This window comes from Cobetia sp. PDI-12MA (genome assembly GCF_059507695.1).
In genome coordinates this window covers 2,408,470-2,424,911 of record NZ_CM183351.1, presented here as the reverse complement: position 1 = coordinate 2,424,911, position 16,442 = coordinate 2,408,470, and the positions used below count along the sequence as shown (strand labels likewise).

The 16,442-nt window shown below is 62.4% G+C and carries 6 protein-coding genes; 3 read left to right on the top strand and 3 right to left on the bottom strand.

Annotated elements, in window-relative coordinates; translation table 11 throughout:
- The first annotated feature begins 85 nt into the window (after window positions 1-85).
- The 3 genes from AC5WNI_RS10380 (at window position 86) to AC5WNI_RS10370 (ending at window position 3,714) form a co-directional block, all read left to right on the top strand.
- Window positions 86-1,252, top strand: a complete 1,167-nt coding sequence (locus AC5WNI_RS10380) for a nucleotide sugar dehydrogenase (protein WP_495928400.1) — start codon at window positions 86-88, stop codon at window positions 1,250-1,252.
- A gap of 248 nt (window positions 1,253-1,500) precedes the next feature.
- A complete protein-coding gene (locus AC5WNI_RS10375) occupies window positions 1,501-2,838 on the top strand; it encodes an O-antigen ligase family protein (RefSeq protein ID WP_495928399.1) in 1,338 nt (445 codons plus the stop codon).
- A gap of 225 nt (window positions 2,839-3,063) precedes the next feature.
- Window positions 3,064-3,714: a DsbA family oxidoreductase gene (locus AC5WNI_RS10370; RefSeq protein WP_495928398.1), complete on the top strand. Its 651-nt coding sequence runs from the start codon at window positions 3,064-3,066 to the stop codon at window positions 3,712-3,714.
- A 184-nt stretch (window positions 3,715-3,898) separates the two neighbouring features.
- On the opposite strand, the gene AC5WNI_RS10365 is transcribed toward AC5WNI_RS10370, so the two are convergent.
- From AC5WNI_RS10365 to AC5WNI_RS10355, 3 genes are all read right to left on the bottom strand, one after another.
- Window positions 3,899-5,236 carry an aminotransferase class I/II-fold pyridoxal phosphate-dependent enzyme gene (locus AC5WNI_RS10365; RefSeq protein WP_495929195.1) on the bottom strand — a complete coding sequence of 446 codons (1,338 nt, stop codon included), beginning with the start codon at window positions 5,234-5,236 and terminating at the stop codon, window positions 3,899-3,901.
- Window positions 5,237-6,375: 1,139 nt separating this feature from the next.
- A complete protein-coding gene (locus tag AC5WNI_RS10360; RefSeq protein WP_495928397.1) occupies window positions 6,376-14,586 on the bottom strand; it encodes a type I polyketide synthase in 8,211 nt (2,736 codons plus the stop codon).
- Window positions 14,583-16,334, bottom strand: coding sequence for an LTA synthase family protein (locus tag AC5WNI_RS10355; RefSeq protein ID WP_495928396.1), 1,752 nt, complete (start codon window positions 16,332-16,334; stop codon window positions 14,583-14,585). Before AC5WNI_RS10355 ends, AC5WNI_RS10360 begins: the two co-directional genes overlap by 4 nt.
- Window positions 16,335-16,442: the final 108 nt, after the last annotated feature.

The following is a 16,442-nucleotide window of genomic DNA, read 5'->3' as shown; positions in this document are numbered from 1 at the left end:
CAGTCTGTACCTGCTAAGTAAAGCATCTTAAAGTTTTGTGTTAAGTAGTTGCTTTGCTTTCAATTCATTTGATTGGATCCACTAAATGAAAATTGCCATCGCAGGCACCGGCTATGTCGGCCTCTCCAACGCCATGCTGCTCGCACAGCATCATGAAGTGATCGCACTGGATATCGTGCCGGAGAAGGTGGAAGGCCTGAACCGTGGTGTCGCACCGATTGAAGACGCCGAGATTGACGAGTTTCTGGCGCGTGGGGACCTGAATTTCCGCGCTACCCTCGACAAGGAAGTGGCCTACCGCGATGCCGATTTTGTGATCATCGCGACGCCGACGGATTACGATACCACCACCAACTACTTCAATACTTCCAGTGTTGAAGCGGTGATTCAGGATGTACGCGATATCAATCCTGACGCGGTGATGGTGATCAAGTCCACTGTGCCGGTGGGTTATACGGTAGAGGCGCGTGAGCGTTTCAATACCGAGAATCTGATCTTCTCGCCGGAGTTCCTGCGCGAAGGCAAGGCACTGTACGACAACCTGCATCCGTCTCGCATCATCGTCGGTGAGCGCTCCGAGCGTGCCGAGGTGTTCGCTGGTCTGCTCAAGGAAGGCGCGATCAAGCAGGGTGTTGATGTGCTCTTCACTGACAGCACTGAGGCGGAAGCCATCAAGCTGTTTGCCAATACTTATCTGGCAATGCGCGTCGCTTACTTCAATGAGCTGGATACCTACGCCGAGTCACATGGCCTGGATGCCAGGCAGATCATCGAAGGTGTGGGACTGGACCCGCGCATCGGGCAGCATTACCACAACCCGTCTTTCGGGTATGGGGGCTACTGTCTGCCGAAGGATACCAAGCAGTTGTTGGCCAATTACCAGGAAGTGCCCAACAACATGATCCAGGCCATCGTCGATGCCAACACCACGCGCAAGGACTTCATTGCGGAGTCCGTACTCAAGCGCAACCCGCAGGTGGTGGGGGTGTATCGCCTGGTGATGAAGTCCGGCTCTGACAACTTCCGCGCCAGTGCCATGCAGGGCGTGATGAAGCGCATCAAGGCCAAGGGTATTGAAGTTATCGTTTACGAGCCGGTGCTGGAAGAAGACACCTTCTTCGGTTCACGCGTCATGCGTGATCTTGAGGCGTTCAAGCAGGAGGCGGATGTCATCCTGAGCAATCGCATGGCGGGAGAGCTCGCTGATGTGGTCGACAAGGTCTACACCCGCGATCTGTTCGGCAACGATTGATCCAGAGTTCTGATTCTTGATCAAAACTCAAACGCCGCATCCTTGTGATGCGGCGTTTTCGTATGGGTTTACAGGTACGGAGTAGAGGGAGCAGGTGATGACTTTCATGCTAAGTGCCTGATGCCAAGGAGGAGGGCAGTTGTGTCAGGCTATCCCGCTTATCAAGCTCACGATAACTCTCTGCCTAATTCGGTTGAGTTGCCCGTATCACCGTTCATATCGTCATCATTGGATCAGGAAGGCCAGGTATGCCGTCATTCGCTTCTGCTGCGCGCTCGGATTCATCCGGGGTTGCTCCGTATTTTTCCCCTATGATATCGCGCACCGTCTCCTTCAGTGTCTTCCTGTTCGGTTCGCTCAGCCTGGTGATGCCTTCTGGCTATAGCGTGGGGCCGGCATTGCTGGTATTGATCAGTGGCTATTGCCTGCTGCGCGAGCCGCGCACACTGTTGGGAGCTGCCCACAAGCAAGACCTGGCAGTGATCGGCGTGGTGGCAGGACTCGCTGCCCTGTTGCTGGTGAGCATCTTGCTGCAGGGGGATGCGTGGCAGACGACAGGCGTGCCGATTCGTCTGTTGCTGGCTGTGCCGGTGCTGCTACTGGTGTTGTCGTGCCCCCCCTCGCTCGGGGCCATGTGGGGCGGGTTGATCCTCGGTAGTGTGCTGACCGGCAGCTGGGCGATGTGGCAAAAGCTAATTAGATCTGTATATCGAGCCGAAGGCTTTACCAATACCATCAATTTCGGTGATATCAGCATGTTGATGGGGCTGATGTGTCTGGCAGGCCTTGGCTGGGCGATGAGTCAGGCGGGAGCTCGGCGGCGCTATTGGTTGCTGGCGCTACTGATCGGCGGCTCGTTCGGCATCATCGGCTCCTTGATGTCGGGGACGCGCGGCGGTTGGATCGGCCTCCCGTTTGCCGCCTGGGTGCTGTATCGCAGTTATGGTGAGGTGATCTCGCGGCGTGTACTGCGGCTGGGCGTCTTCATGTGTGCCGGGGTGATCGCCCTGATGGTGATGACGCCGGCGACCGGCATTCAGCAACGTGTCGAAGCCGGTGTCTCGGATGTCACGAAGTACGTGGAAGACCGCAATGCCGGCACCTCGGCGGGGGCGCGCCTCGAGATGTGGCGGGGTGCCTTGTTGATGATTGCCGAGCAGCCGTGGCTGGGCAGGGGCGAGACAGGTTACGCCGAGGCACGTGATACGCTGATCGAACAGGGCAGCCTGAGTGGCCATGTGAAAAGGTATAAACATCCCCATAACGAGTTTCTCGATGCGTGGGTAAAGCGCGGGATATTGGGGCTGCTTGCGTTGCTGGCTCTCTATCTGGTGCCGCTGCGCCTCTTCTATCGTCGTCTGGACAGCGACGACCTGACATTGCGCTCACTGGCTGTCGCCGGGGTACTGCTGCCGCTGACCTTCCTCGACTTCGGGATGACCTGGGTGATGTTCTCCCAGGCCAGCGGCGTGATGGTCTACGTCTACTGGTTGGCGATCGTCTGGGGCACGTTGCGCGCCCATGAGCGTCGCCTTGAGGCAGCGTCGCCTGCCGCTTTTGATAAAGCCCAAGCCAAGCATGGCTGATCGGGATGTCTGCATGGAATGTCAGACCTGAAGAGGCAACAGCGTTCAGCGCTCTCGAGATTCAGCGCTTGGCGCTCTGGTGATTCGGCGCTCAGGCGATCCGGCACTCTGGAGAGGTTTTGACCTGAGCACGCACGGGGTCTACAGTACGCGCAAATTTGAGCAGTCGCTCACGAATATTGACGAGCGGTGAGGCGCATTGCTTCGCCGCTCAGGAGAATGAACATGCAAGACAAGCTCAAGATCGACATCGTCTCCGATGTGGTATGCCCGTGGTGCATCATTGGCTACAAGCGCCTCGAGAGCGCCATTAAGTCACTGGGCCTGGAAGACAAGGTCGAGATCGAATGGCAGCCCTTTGAGCTGAACCCGGACATGCCGGCACACGGCGAGAATCTGCGCGCCCATATCGAGCGCAAGTACGACACCACGCCCAAGGCAAGTGCCGAGGCACGTCGCAATCTGACCGCTCTGGCGGCCGAGGAAGGCCTGGTCTTCAATTTCTTCGACGACATGCGCATGGTGAATACCCTCGAGCTCCACGTCCTGCTCGAGTACGCCGCCGAACAGGGCATGCAGCATGATCTGATGATGCAGTTCTACGCTGACTACTTCACCTTGCAGAAGGACATGTCGGACCGCGCTGTGATGGCGGACTCTCTGGCAGCGGTCGGGCTGGATGCCACGGAAGGGCTCGCGCAACTCGATGACGCCGAGGCACGTGAGCAGGTCGTTCAGCATGAGAACCACTGGAAGCAGATGGGAATCTCCAGCGTGCCGACCTTCGTCTTCAACCGCCGCAGTGCCCTGAGCGGTGCTCAGCCCAAGGAAGTGTTCGAGCAGGTGCTGAGCGAGCTGATGGCTGAGCAGTCTTGAGGCACTGACACCTGGCACCGCCACTGATTCCTGTCGTGATAGAGAACGCGGCCCCGCTGAAAAGCAGGGCCGCGTTTTTCGTTGTGGGATGTATCAGCAGAGAAGGCGTTGCGAAAGTCCGATCAGCCTTGGCTCACGATTCTGACTTCCTGCGCTGACTTGTCACTCTGGCTCACAAGTCTGGTCAAAGACCCGCCTTGATATTGCTCAGCTGCTGCATGAGCGTGTCGAGGACGGCGTCGACCTGCGCTTCGGTATGCTCGCAGGAGAGGAAGAAGCGCAGCCGCGCGCTCTTCTCCGGCACGGCGGGGTGCAGGATAGGCTGGACGTTGAAGCCTGCCTCGAACAGCTGGTTGGAGAGCCGAGCGGCTACCAGCGAGCTGCCCAGAATCACCGGTACGACGGCAACGCCCAGGCTGTCGCCGACATCGAGCCCCAGGGCGCGTGCGCGCTTGAGGAAGTAGCCGGAGACATCGTGCAGGCGGGCGATGCGCTGCCTGGCATCGTCGCCCTGGAGCAGTTCGAGAATCTTCAGCGATGGGGCGGCGACCTGTGCCGGCATGCCCACCGAGTAGAGGAAGCCCGGCGCGAAGTAGCGCAGCATGCTGACCAGCTCCTTGCAGCCGGCGATATAGCCGCCGCAGCCGGATAGCGTCTTGCTCATCGTGCCCATCCAGATATCGACGTCACGTGCAGCGATGTCGTAATGCTCTCTCAGGCCAAGACCGCGCTCGCCGAGCACGCCGAAGGAGTGGGCTTCGTCGACCATCAACCAGCAGCGGTACTTCTGCTTGAGGGCGATCAGGCGCGGCAGGTCCGGTACGTCGCCGTCCATGCTGTAGAGGCCTTCGGTGACAATCAGCACGCGCTCGAACTTGCCCCGCTGGGCACGCAACAGCGCTTCCAGCGCGTCCGGGTCATTGTGCGCGAACGGCATGCGGCGGGCGCCGGACAGCTGGGCGCCGACCAGCGAGCTGTTGTGGATCCACTCGTCATGCAGGATCAGGTCCTTCGGCCCGAGCAGATAGCCCAGCGTGGAGACATTGGTGGCGTGGCCACTGACGAATACCACCGCATCCTCGACGTCGTAGGTGCGCGCGACGGCGGCTTCCAGCTGCTGGTGGATCGGACGTTCGCCGGAAACCGCGCGCGAGGCCGACACCGAGGTGCCATAGTGCGCAGCAGCGTCCGCCGCGGCCTTGACCACCTCCGGATGGCGCGAGTAGTCGAGGTAGTTGTAGCTGGCGAAGTTGACCAGCTCACGCCCCTCGATACGCGTCGTGGCACCGGCGCAGCCGTCATGCACGCGGAAGAAGGGTTCCGGCACGCCAAAGGCGGCACCGGCCTGCTGCATCATGCTGAGTTGCTGATAGCCGGGTTGGCGATCGAAGCGCACGAAGTCGTCGCTGATCTCCAGTGTCGGTGTCCTGGGGGCAAACACATCATTGTCAGCCTCGCCCGCCATGGCGGCGGTAGCTTGGGTGCGACGGGCACGCGCTTTGTCCAACAACTGTTGTTTCATGTCGCGGGGGTTGGGGCCGGAGGAGTGACGAGATGCCAAAGAGGAAGTCCTTGAAGTAGAAGCAGTCTTTTCCCCGATGATGAGTGTGCACGCGCAAGAGGGCAAGTCTTTGCAGGTGTGGGGACGAATCTCTCAGGCTTTCAGGAGGCGCCTTGCAGGCAAGCGTGCGAGTTCGTGAGTGCACTGAGATCATGCTGGTCGAAGAGGGGGACGGCACGGGGCGTTGCGCACACAATAATGTCCCTTATCCAACGTGTGCTGCCATATCAAGGTCTTATCGCCGTTCTTGGCTGGCCGCCAGGCGAGCGGTTGCACTCAGCGGCCAGGGCGATCAAGCGATAGGAGCCAGAAAGTCGCCAGGCAGTGGGGTACGGGTTAAATGGTTCTTGGCTCTGAGAGTAATGTGCGTATTGAGCTCCTCTCCCCGAAGCCCAGGGTGTTGCCGAATTTGTTCATCGATTAGCTGAATGACAAATTCCGCATAACGCGATGAGGCGAGTTCTATTGTCGAGACAGTGCGTCCCATCAGCTGGACGATCACGAGATAAGTAGCCTGCTGCGTTCGGGCAAGGAGCAATGCGTAACCTTCGGTACTCGTAGTGATAGCTAAAGGCACATGATCTACGATGTCTCTATGTGCGTTGACAGACAGGATGCTCATTTCGTCCATGAAGGTGATCTCATCTCATGAAAATATGGGAACTTACTGGATGATGCCTATTGTCCGTTTAGGCAACACCGCTGGCTATAATACTCTAGTAAGTAAAACACTAGTTGTCATTTATTTTTTAGCGCAATAAGTGTAAGAGGGTGTAGATACTTTCGGCATCAAATTTGAAGTTAGCGTCCTAAAATGGTTGAAATATTGATGTTCACTTCATTCCCTGGATTCATCGCTTACTAGTTGATCGACGTCAGCGCCTGTCAACGTAGCCGTATTTCAAGGTGTCTACAGGTCCTTATGGCTGGCATCTCCACTTCGGTCTGCTCGAGGCAAGTGCTGAGGCACGAGCGAGTGCTATCTACAAATTCAGCCTCAAATGGATTTGGAACTCAAACGACCGATGCAAAATTGTGCTCGTTTGAGTTCCAAAAGTATCAACTAATTTCAGGATTGGATGATCATCTAGTATTACGCGTTACTTGCTGACCATCTCACCGCGTTTAGAAGTCGCTGTGGCTGCTTCACTGCCATGTTGCTTCACCAGCTGCGCCATGGCCTGGTCTTCCGAGCTGATTTCGGCATCCTCGCCGTCGGTATTTGACATCTTGTGCATCAGGCGCTCCGCGAGACGCCACAGGGTGGCGGCTTCACTGATCATCATCACCGGAATGCTGATCCCCAGACGCACCTCGACTGCCGTCATCAGCTCCACCCCCATCAGTGAATCGAAGCCCATATCATAGACGCTCTTATTGATGTCAATGGCCGTGTCATCGATCAGTAGAATCTTGCTCAGCTCGCCTTTGAGTATCTCAACGATGGCCGTCTGAAGCGCCTCACCTGTAAGCCCTGCCAGTATCGCGGCGATATCATCTTGCTGTGCCTGACTGGAGTCATCCTCACCGGCGCGACGCGCGATTTCCTCAAAGCGGGGTGTAGCGGCGGTTGGTAGGAAGCGTGCAAGCGCGCCCCAGTCCAGTTCTAGCACGCCCAGTGAGCGACCTGGCAGGCCGAGTGCTTGGGCCTGTTGATCCGCGCTGATCATCTTGCCGAGACAGGCCAGGGCATGGTCTGCCATCAGCGCATCGCCACCGAGGCGATTCTTGAGTGCTTCGCGCGTCTTCTCGTTGCGTGCCAGGAAGCCGGCATCCTCGATCGCGCCCCAGCGTGCGCAGGTGGCGGGCAGGCCACGTGCACGACGGTGGGCGGCAAGCCCCTCCAGCCAGTGGTTGGCCGCCACGTAGACGCTCTGTCCCGGGTTGCCGAACAGGGTGGTAGCCGAGGAGTAGAGCACGAAGAAGTCAAGCGCATGCTCGGCACTCAGGTGATCCAGCAGGCGTGCACCTTCCAGCTTCGGCGTCATCACACGCTGGATACCCTCGGCATCGAGATGGCGAATCAGTGCATCATCGATTACCGCGGCGGCATGAATGATGCCCTTGAGCGGTGCGATGCCATCGGCGTCAGCGGACTTGCCGAAGCGTGCGAACACCTTTGATAACGCGGCCTCATCGGCGACATCGCAGGCCAGCGCATGCACGTTCACGCCCTGGGCCTCGAGACGCGCGACACCTTGCTGTGCTTCTTCACTGGCCGCGCCGGAACGCCCGAGCAGGACCAGTTCACGCGCGCCCATCGCGGCCAGCCATTCGGCGCTGCGCAGGCCAAAGCCGCCCAGACCGCCGGTGACCAGATAGCTGCCCGCCGGGTCGAATGTCAGTGTCTTTCCCTTGGCCGCTTGCGCGTCGTGTTGATGGGACACTGCACTGGCTGTCTGTTCAGCGGCGTGTTCGGCGACGCGCTGAGTGACGACGACCTTGCCGATCTGGCGGGCCTGCTGCATGTAGCGGAAGGCCTCGACCACCTGACTGGCATCGAAGGTGGTGTAGGGCAGCGGCGCCAGGGTACCGTCCTCGAACAGCGCCATCATCTCGCGGAACAGGCGCGTGGTCAGGCCCGGGCATTCCTTCATCAGCTGATCGGAATCGATGCCGAAGTAGCTGAGGTTATTGCGGAACGGACGCAGCCCCATCGGGGTGTTCTCGTAGAAGTCGCGCTTGCCCAGCTCACAGAAGCGCCCGAACGGCTTGAGCACGCGCAGGTTCTGGGCGATGGCTTCACCGGCCAGCGAGTTGAGCACCACATCGACACCACGCGCATCGACGGATGGGTCACGCTGCTGACGTGCGGCGAGATCGGCCAGGATATCCTCGGCGAAGCCATGGCTGCGCGAGTCATAGACGTTGGTGATGCCCATCAGCGCAAGGAAGTCGCGCTTGGCCGGCGAGCCGACGGTGGCGAACACCTCGGCGCCCAGCCATTCGGCGATCTGCAATGCCGCGATGCCCACGCCGCCGGCGGCGCCGTGAATCAGTACCTTCTCGCCTTCTTCCAACCGTGCCAGATGCTTGAGCGCGTAGTAGACGGTGAAGAAGGTGGTCGGGATGGTCGCCGCGGCTTCCAGGCTGACGCCGTGGGGCACATGGGCCAGCGCCGTGTCGGCGATCACCAGACGGTCGGAGAAGCTGGCCGGGCCGAAGCCGACCACGCGCTCACCGACCTTGAATTCGGCATTGGTACCGGCCTGAGTGACGATGCCCGAGAACTCGAGTCCCAGGCTCGGGCCGGAGAAGCCGTGTTCGATGGCCTCATCCGACAGCAGGCCGAGGGTGTACATGACATCGCGGAAGTTGAGGCCGGTCGCCTCGACACGCACTTCGACTTCGCCGGCTGCCACGGCGGGCAGAATGCGTGGCTGCCATTCCAGATTGCGCAATTGGCCGGGCTGGCTGAAGCCGAGGCTGACGCCGTGGCGCTGGGTGCCTGGGGCTTTAGAGGCTGATGTCTGCGAGCCTGAGATCTGCAAGCGGGCACTCTCGCCACCAGCGGCCTGCTGAGGCGCTGCTACCTGACGCAGGCGTGTCGCGAAGCGCGCGCCAGTAGCATTCAGCACCACTTCCTGCTCGTGATCCGGCGCTTCGAGTTCCTGTACCAGCGCGCCCATCAAGGCCGGCATGCTGACGGCGTCGTGCTCCAGCGTCGGCGTATCCAGCAGGCGAATGGCCAGCGACTGGCTCTCGTTGGCCAGACTGCGCGCAAAGCCCCAGCTGGCGGCATCCGCCGGCGGGGTCGCCGCGGGGGCGCCATCTGTCTGCCACAGCGTCGCCACGTCATGTGTCAGCACCCACAGGGTCGGGGCCACGCGGCTGTCGTCCTGCTCCTGGGCGCTGTCAAAGGCCTGGGCGACTTGCGTCAGCAGTTGTTGGCGTGCGCACTGGAGAGCATTGGTGTGATCCGCACCATTCTGCTCAGCTGTCGCCGCAGCACTGGGCAGCGCGATCAGGTGATCAACGTCGCCAAGCTGCTCGATCAATGCGGACACGTCCGCAGGCAGGCTGGCTGACAGGCGCTGATGGCTGACCTGATGACCAGGCGCGGCGAGTGAGTCGCTCAAGCGCGTCAGCAGTGCTTGATCCGCCGGTGCCTGCGGGCAATCCAATAGCGCGATGGAGAGCGTGGCGGCTTGGCTTTCTACAGCTTTGCTTTCTGCGGCTAAGCTTGCCACTGCTTCGCTTTCAACTGATCCACTTGGCGCCGTCTGGCCTTCCGCAAGCTGTGCCTGAGCGGCAAGTGTCGCGGACAGCCACCAGGCACCTGATGTTTCAGTACCCAGGTGATCGCTGGCTAGGCTGTCGCTGGCAGGCGCTGGTGACTCGATGTCGAGGCCCAGCTGGGTCAAGAGACGCTGCCATTGCGCGATGCCCGGATGACTGCGCAGCTGCTTACCATCATCGAGGGCCAGAATCGGCCCGGCCCAGGCCGCCGGTTCACAGCCACACAGCAGCAGCTGCGCGCCGGGGGCCAGACAGGCGATCAGTGCTGTCAGCAGCTCGCGCGCCTGTGACGGTGCCTCGAAGTCCAGATGCACGATGGCGAGCTGAGCCTTGCGGGGCGTGGCGGTGTCCTCGAAGGACTCGCCCGCGATCACGTCGATCAGCGGCAAGTCATCCTGCAGGCGATTGGCTTCACTGAGGGCGCCGGCACTGGCGGCCACGAAGCGGTAATCCAGCGCCGCGTAGCGACCGTTGCGTGCATCCGCCTCGCGCAGTGTCGCGAGACGCTGGCCCAGCCAGGGGCCGCCGGCCCCCAGTTCCAGCACATCGAGGCGCTGGCCGGCAGGCAGAGTGGCAAGCGCGCTGCTGATGCGTTGATCGAGCTGTGCGCTCAACCACTGCCAGCCGGCATTGCCGACCGCCGTCTTGAGCAGCGTCGGGATCAGCGGCTGGCGCAGATGCTCCAGTGCGGCACTGGCGTCCGTCGAGAGCAGCGCCTCGCGATCTGCCACCGCTTCATCAGCGGTGCCGTCCAGCTGAGTCCCTTCTGACTGAGTCCCGTCCAACGGCATGCCGCGATTGAGCCATTCATCCAGATGCAGGTGCAGGCGACCGGCGGCATGCGTCAGCGGGAACTGGCCCGGGTAGTCGCGTACCAGCAGCTGCCAGATGTCATTGGCGGCGGGCAGATCCAGCGAGTTGATCTGCCAGTCGCCGTTGTCGAGTGCTTCCGTCAGGCCTTGTGACTCGGCCCAGTCGAGCAGGGCACGGCTGAACAACGGACAACGGCGCTGCCAGCGCGACAGTGCCTCGTGATCCAGGTGGGCAAGCTCCGGGTCGCCCGGCGCTGCGTGACGCAGCAGAGTCTCGTGGACGCTGGCGAGCATCAGGCTGTCGAGCAGCGGCTCCAACTCATCGCGGAAACATTGGCTGTCGGCCATCAGCATCTGTGCGCTGGCGGCCGCGTCGCTCTCACCAACATTCGCATCACCATCCTCACCACCATCGGCAGCCCCTGACGCCTGCATGGCGTCATTCACCAGGCCTGCGAGATCCAATACCGGTGCGGACGGCTGAGTGAGCGGGTGCGGTGCGGCAGTCAGTTCGATATCCAGGTAATCCAGATGCGCCGTGCCATCACGTCCCAGGCGTACGGCGCGGAAGCGGGCCTCTTCGGCAACTGCCACGGCGCGGCCTTCGGCGTCGAACAGCTCGAAGTCGGCACACAGGGAGTGCGGGCCACGCGAGCGCAGCACGACGCGTGCGGTGACGATCTGCGAGGCGCGTACCTGCTCACGCACCTGCAGGCGACCGACGCGCACCGGCACGAAGGCCATACCATTGCTGGCCGCCATCTGGCCCTTGAGCACCCCCAGCAGCGGAATGAACAGCTGGAAGGCGCTATCGAGCACGCCGGGGTGCAGGTGGAAGTCGGCGTCCTGGCTGGCCATTTCCTCGGTCAGCGAGAAACGGGCCAGCACCTGCGGACGCGCAGTGCCCGGTGCGTGATGGTCGTTGCCCGCGTCGACCCAGATCTGCTCGGCGGCGCGGAAATGCGGGCCGTAATGCAGGCCGAGTTGTGCGGCAGCCGCCACGTGCTCATCGCGGCCGAAATCGGCGGCGCGAGTCGGCATGATCGGGGCGGCTCGCTCCAGCAAACGTCCACGCGTGGCGGTGAAGGCGCGCGCCACGGCGTGCAGGTTCCACTTGTCGGCATCTTCTGCGCGAGTCTCACGACTTTCCAGACGCATTGCGCCATTGGCGCTGTCCAGCGACAGGCGGGTCAGGCGCAGGGTGCTGTCATCGAGCAGCAGCGGGGCGCGAATCTCGAAGTCTTCCAGATCCAGCACGTCGGGCAGGCTGTCCGCATCGGCGCTGGCGGCCTGCCATTCGTGGGCGGCGGCCAGGCACTGCTCCAGATAGCCGGCCCCCGGGAAGACGGCGCTCTCGCCGACCTGGTGGTCGGCCAGCCACGCGACCTTCTGGGTGTCGAGCTGGGCTTCCCAGGTCAGGCGTTGCTGAGCGAGACGATAACCGAGCAGCGGGTGCACGTAATGACGATCCAGCAGACGCTGGCTTTCGCTGGTGGTCTGGATCCAGCACGGGATGCGTTGCCACGGGTAGCTTGGCAGCTCGACGAACTGACCGGCGACCGGGAACAGGCCGGTGATGTCGACGGCGCCGGAAAGCAGCACGCGACCGCGCAGATGCTCCAGGGCATCTAGCCCGGCATGGCGACGGTCGAGACTGGCGAGCACCTGGCCGGCGGGCGCCTCGTCACTGCGCGCCTTGAGGATGTCGTTCAGGTAGCTGCGCAGGATCGGGTGTGCGCCGATCTCGACCAGCAGGCGATGGCGGCCGAGGGCAGCGTTCTCCTCCGCCTCGGAGTGCCAGTTGACCAGCGACGTGACGGCGGCCTCGAACATGACCGGCTGCCGGATGTTCTCCCACCAGTAGCGTGCATCCAGCTGCTCGCCGGCAATGACGCTGCCGGTGACGGTGGAGATGAACGGGGTATGGGTGGCGCGGGGCGTCAGGCCGTCGAGGGATTCGAGCAGGCCGGGCTTGATCGGGTCCATCGCCGGGCTGTGGAAGGCGTAATCCAGCCCCAGTACCCGTGCGAAGGTGCCTTGGGCGGAGAGCTCCTTGCTCAGTGCTTCCAGCAGCTCACGCTCGCCGGCCAGGGTGGTGCCGCGCGGGCCATTGATGCCAGCCAGTGACAGCGACGCCCATTGCGGCTGCTCCAGCCACTCGCGCATTTCACACTCGCCGAGGCCGACGGCCATCATCGCGCCGGTGCCCCGGGTGCGCCCCTGGTGGTAGCTGCGCTGGAAGATGACGCGGGTGGCCTGTTCGAGCGTCAGCGCGCCACTGGCCCAGGCGGCAGCGACTTCGCCGACACTGTGGCCGGTGACGGCAGCGGGGCGGATACCGCGTTCGATCAGCCATTCGGTGATCGCGACCTGCAGCGCGAACAGCGTCGGCTGGGCGATCTCGGTGGCGTCCAGGCGGTTCTCGCCTTTCTCGCTCAGGCTGCCGTCCAGCTCCTTGAGCAGCTCGAAGCCATTGAAGTCGCGGAAGGCGACATCGAGGCGCTCGAGACAGGCGCGCACGCTGGCGGATTCTTCCAGCAGGGTACGCCCCATGCCGGCCCACTGGCAGCCATTGCCGGAATACACGAACACCGGGCCGCGCTCTTGCTGCACGCTGCTGACGACTTTTGCGCCATGGCGTGGCGATGCACCATTGTCGCTGGCGCTCGGCAATGCTGGCAGACGGTCTGCCAGGGTGATGCGTGGATGGTCACCGAGATCCCCCTCGCTGCCGAGGGTGTCGAGGTCCTCAAGCAAGGTGGTGAAGGTATCCGCGCTGAGCAGGGCGCCATGCACATGGTGCTCGCGACGAGCGGCCAGCTGCCAGGCGAGATCGTAGAGACTTGGCGCCATGTCGTGGGCGGCGAGCTCACGCAGGTGCTCTGCCAGCTCCAGCGCGGATTGCTTGAGCGCCTGTGGCGAACGGGCGCTCAGGCGCAGCGGCGGCGTCTGTTCGCCTTCAGTATGCGGTTGCGCTAACGACTGTTCGGGGGCACTTTCCAGCAGCACGTGGGCATTGGCGCCACCGAAGCCGAAGGAGTTGACGCCGACGACCAGGCGCCCGTCCGCCTTGAGCTTGCGCGGCTGAGTGACGATATCCAGATTCCACTCGTCGGTACGAATCTTCGGATTCAGGCGCTGGATCTTGATCGTTGCGGGCACTTCACGGTGCGCGATCACGCCCAGTGCCTTGGCCAGGCCTGCCACGCCAGAGGCGGTTTCCAGGTGACCCATGTTGCTCTTGATCGAGCCGATCGGCAGCGGACTGGAGCGCTTCTGGCCGATGGCGGCACCGATGGCGCGGGTTTCCAGCGGGTCACCGACTGCGGTGCCGGTACCGTGGGCCTCGAGGTAGTCGATCTCGTCCGGGCTGATGCCGGCCTGCTCGCAGGCCTGTTCCATCAACTGGATCTGCGCCGCCGGGTTGGGCACGGTCAGGCCGGACTTGTAGCCATCGGTATTGACCACGGAAGAGGCCACCACGGCGAGAATGCGATCGCCATCTGCGATGGCCTGATCGAGATCCTTGAGCAGGAAGACGCCGCCGCCTTCGGAGCGCGCATAGCCGTCGCCGGCCTCATCGAATACCTGACAGCGGCCGGTCTTCGACAGCATCGTGGCCTTGGAGAAGATCAGGAAGCCGTACGGATGCAGGTGCAGGCTGATGCCGCCGGTCAGCGCCATGTCGGTCTCGCCGCTTCTGATCGACTGGCAGGCCTGATGGAAGGCGACCATCGAAGAAGAGCAGGCGGTATCCAGCGACAGGCTCGGGCCGTGCAGGTCGAAGGCATACGACAGGCGGTTGGAGGCCACGCTGGAGGTATTGCCGGTCGCGGTATTCGGGCCGATGGCGCTCAGGTCATCCGCCATGCGATAGGAATAATCCAGGCTCGCGATGCCCATGAAGACGCCACAGCGTGAGCCGCGCATCTTCTCGGCCGGGATGCCGGCGTGCTCGATGGCTTCCCAGCTCATCTCCAGCAGCATGCGTTGCTGAGGGTCCATGCTGGCGGCTTCGCGCGGGCTGATGCCGAAGAAGGCGGGGTCAAAGCCGGTGATGTCGCCCAGTGAACCTGCGGCGAAGCTGTAGCTCATGCCCGGGGCTTTCTTGTCCGGGTGCGAGAGAGACTCCTTGCTCCAGCGGTCGTCGGCGACTTCGGTCACCATGTCCTTGCCGGCCAGGAGGTCGTCCCACAGGGTGGCCTGAGTGGTGCCGGGGAAACGGCTGGCTGCGCCGATGATGGCAACGCGTCGGGTCATGACAAGCTCCTGAACTTCTGAGTCACGGCACTGTGGCGAGCATGTTTCGCGGTCGCCTTCAGCAGCGCACTTCCTAATGTATCGATATTGATGACGCGCGGGTCGCCCTTGCGGCATTGCTCGTCAGTCTTGAAGGGCCCTTCGCAATCGAGGGCCCACTCCATCAGCTCCGGGTCCTTGTCGCGCACGGCCGCCATGGTCTGGCGGGCGGTGTCGTCGGACTCCGGCAGGGCGCTGGACCAGATGAAGCTGTCGGTCACGCCATTGGGCTCGCCCAGGGTCGTGTAGACCTCGGGCATGATCGGCACATGGTCTCCATAGAAACACAGCAGCCCGCCACGCGGCAGTCGCGCCAGCGCGGTGGTGAGCTGATCGATCATCGCGTCGGCATTCACCAGATGACGCAGATAGATGCCCAGTTCCTGACAGTTCTCCGGCAGGTCTCCGTCGTACCACTCCGCCAGACGTGCACTGTCGAAGGTTTCCAGGTGCAGCGGGCCGTGATTCTCCATGGTGATCACCTGGATGAACAACGGCGTGTCGCCGGCTTCCAGCAGGCAGTCTTCCACCTTGGCGGCCACGGCGGCATCACTGATGTACTGGCCACTCCTGTCGGCATCGCTGAAGTGGGCGATGTCGAGGAATTCATCGAAACCGAGCTGTTTCAGCACCTGATTGCGCAGGTAGAAGGTGCCCGGGTAGGGGTGGATGCACAGCGTGCGATAGCCCATTGCCTTGTAGCTGGCGGCCAGATTGGGCACGGCGCGACGCGCCAACTGATGGTAGGGATTGAACTGGTGCACGCCGAGCTCCTCGGCGGTCAGCCCCGTCAGGAAGGCGGTCTCGGTGCGCACGGTATTGGCGCCCCACGCCGGCACGGCCAAGCGACCACATGGCAGGCCCTGGGCCAAGGCGGTGAAGTGGCAGCGGTCCAGGTTCGGCAGCAGGTCGTCACGTACCCGGGGATAGACGCGGCGGGCATCGAAGAATGATTCGCTCTGCACGCTGACCACATGGGGCAGTGCCTTGGTGGCGGCCTCGTCATCGAGTTCGCGCAAGGTGGCGTCGAGTTCGCGCTGTGCCTCCTCCAAGGGGTTGCGCAGCGGCGTCAGCGGGCGACGCGCCAGCCGCGCATAGGACAGCAGGTAGGCCACCATGCCCAGCTCGCTGAGGTCGAACTCGGGGACCAGCATTACCTTGCTGGCCAGACGGTTGCCCAGGGCGTAGACCAGGAGGCTCGCGCCGAGCAGTGCGCTGATCAACGGCACCAGCCACACAGCGGCATTGCCTGAGTAGGCGGCGGAGAAGCCCAGCGCGGGCTCGAGCCAGAGTCCCAGACCGATCGCCAGCGCCCCGGCCGTGGTCGCGGCGATGGTCAGCCCGATGCCGAAGAAGGGGATGTACAGGCGCGGATGCTTGATGGCGTCGGTGAAGTACTCGAAGTCCTGGCTGAGGAAGGGTTCGCGCAGCGACACGTACTTGGTGTGGCTGACCTGCAGCACCACCAGCCATAGCGCATTGACGACGATCAGCGAGAACCAGGGGCGCTGGGTGATCAAGGTGCACAGTGACCAGCTGGCGCACCAGTACCCGACATGTGCCAGCCTGGCGCTGACGGGGCGACGCCAGAATGCGGCTGGCGGTGTCGTCATCTGTTTCAGCAGCAGATGCTCAAGCCCCAGCGTCAACCCGAGGCCGACCAGCAGTGGCCCGGCCATGAAAGACACAAACGCAATGACAAACTCCATGTAATGCCGACCTCGTTAGCCTCTGCCGTCGCAGGGGCTGTGTAGTGTCCGGTCGAGTACTCGACCCTGATCAAGATCCATGGCGACGAGGGGAGTGACAAGTCGGCC

Coding starts and splice junctions, on each gene's coding strand:
- AC5WNI_RS10380 (WP_495928400.1), top strand. CDS start 86: ATGAAAATTGCCATCGCAGGCACCGGCTATGTCGGCCTCTCCAACGCC.
- AC5WNI_RS10375 (WP_495928399.1), top strand. CDS start 1,501: ATGCCGTCATTCGCTTCTGCTGCGCGCTCGGATTCATCCGGGGTTGCT.
- AC5WNI_RS10370 (WP_495928398.1), top strand. CDS start 3,064: ATGCAAGACAAGCTCAAGATCGACATCGTCTCCGATGTGGTATGCCCG.
- AC5WNI_RS10365 (WP_495929195.1), bottom strand. CDS start 5,236: ATGAAACAACAGTTGTTGGACAAAGCGCGTGCCCGTCGCACCCAAGCT.
- AC5WNI_RS10360 (WP_495928397.1), bottom strand. CDS start 14,586: ATGACCCGACGCGTTGCCATCATCGGCGCAGCCAGCCGTTTCCCCGGC.
- AC5WNI_RS10355 (WP_495928396.1), bottom strand. CDS start 16,334: ATGGAGTTTGTCATTGCGTTTGTGTCTTTCATGGCCGGGCCACTGCTG.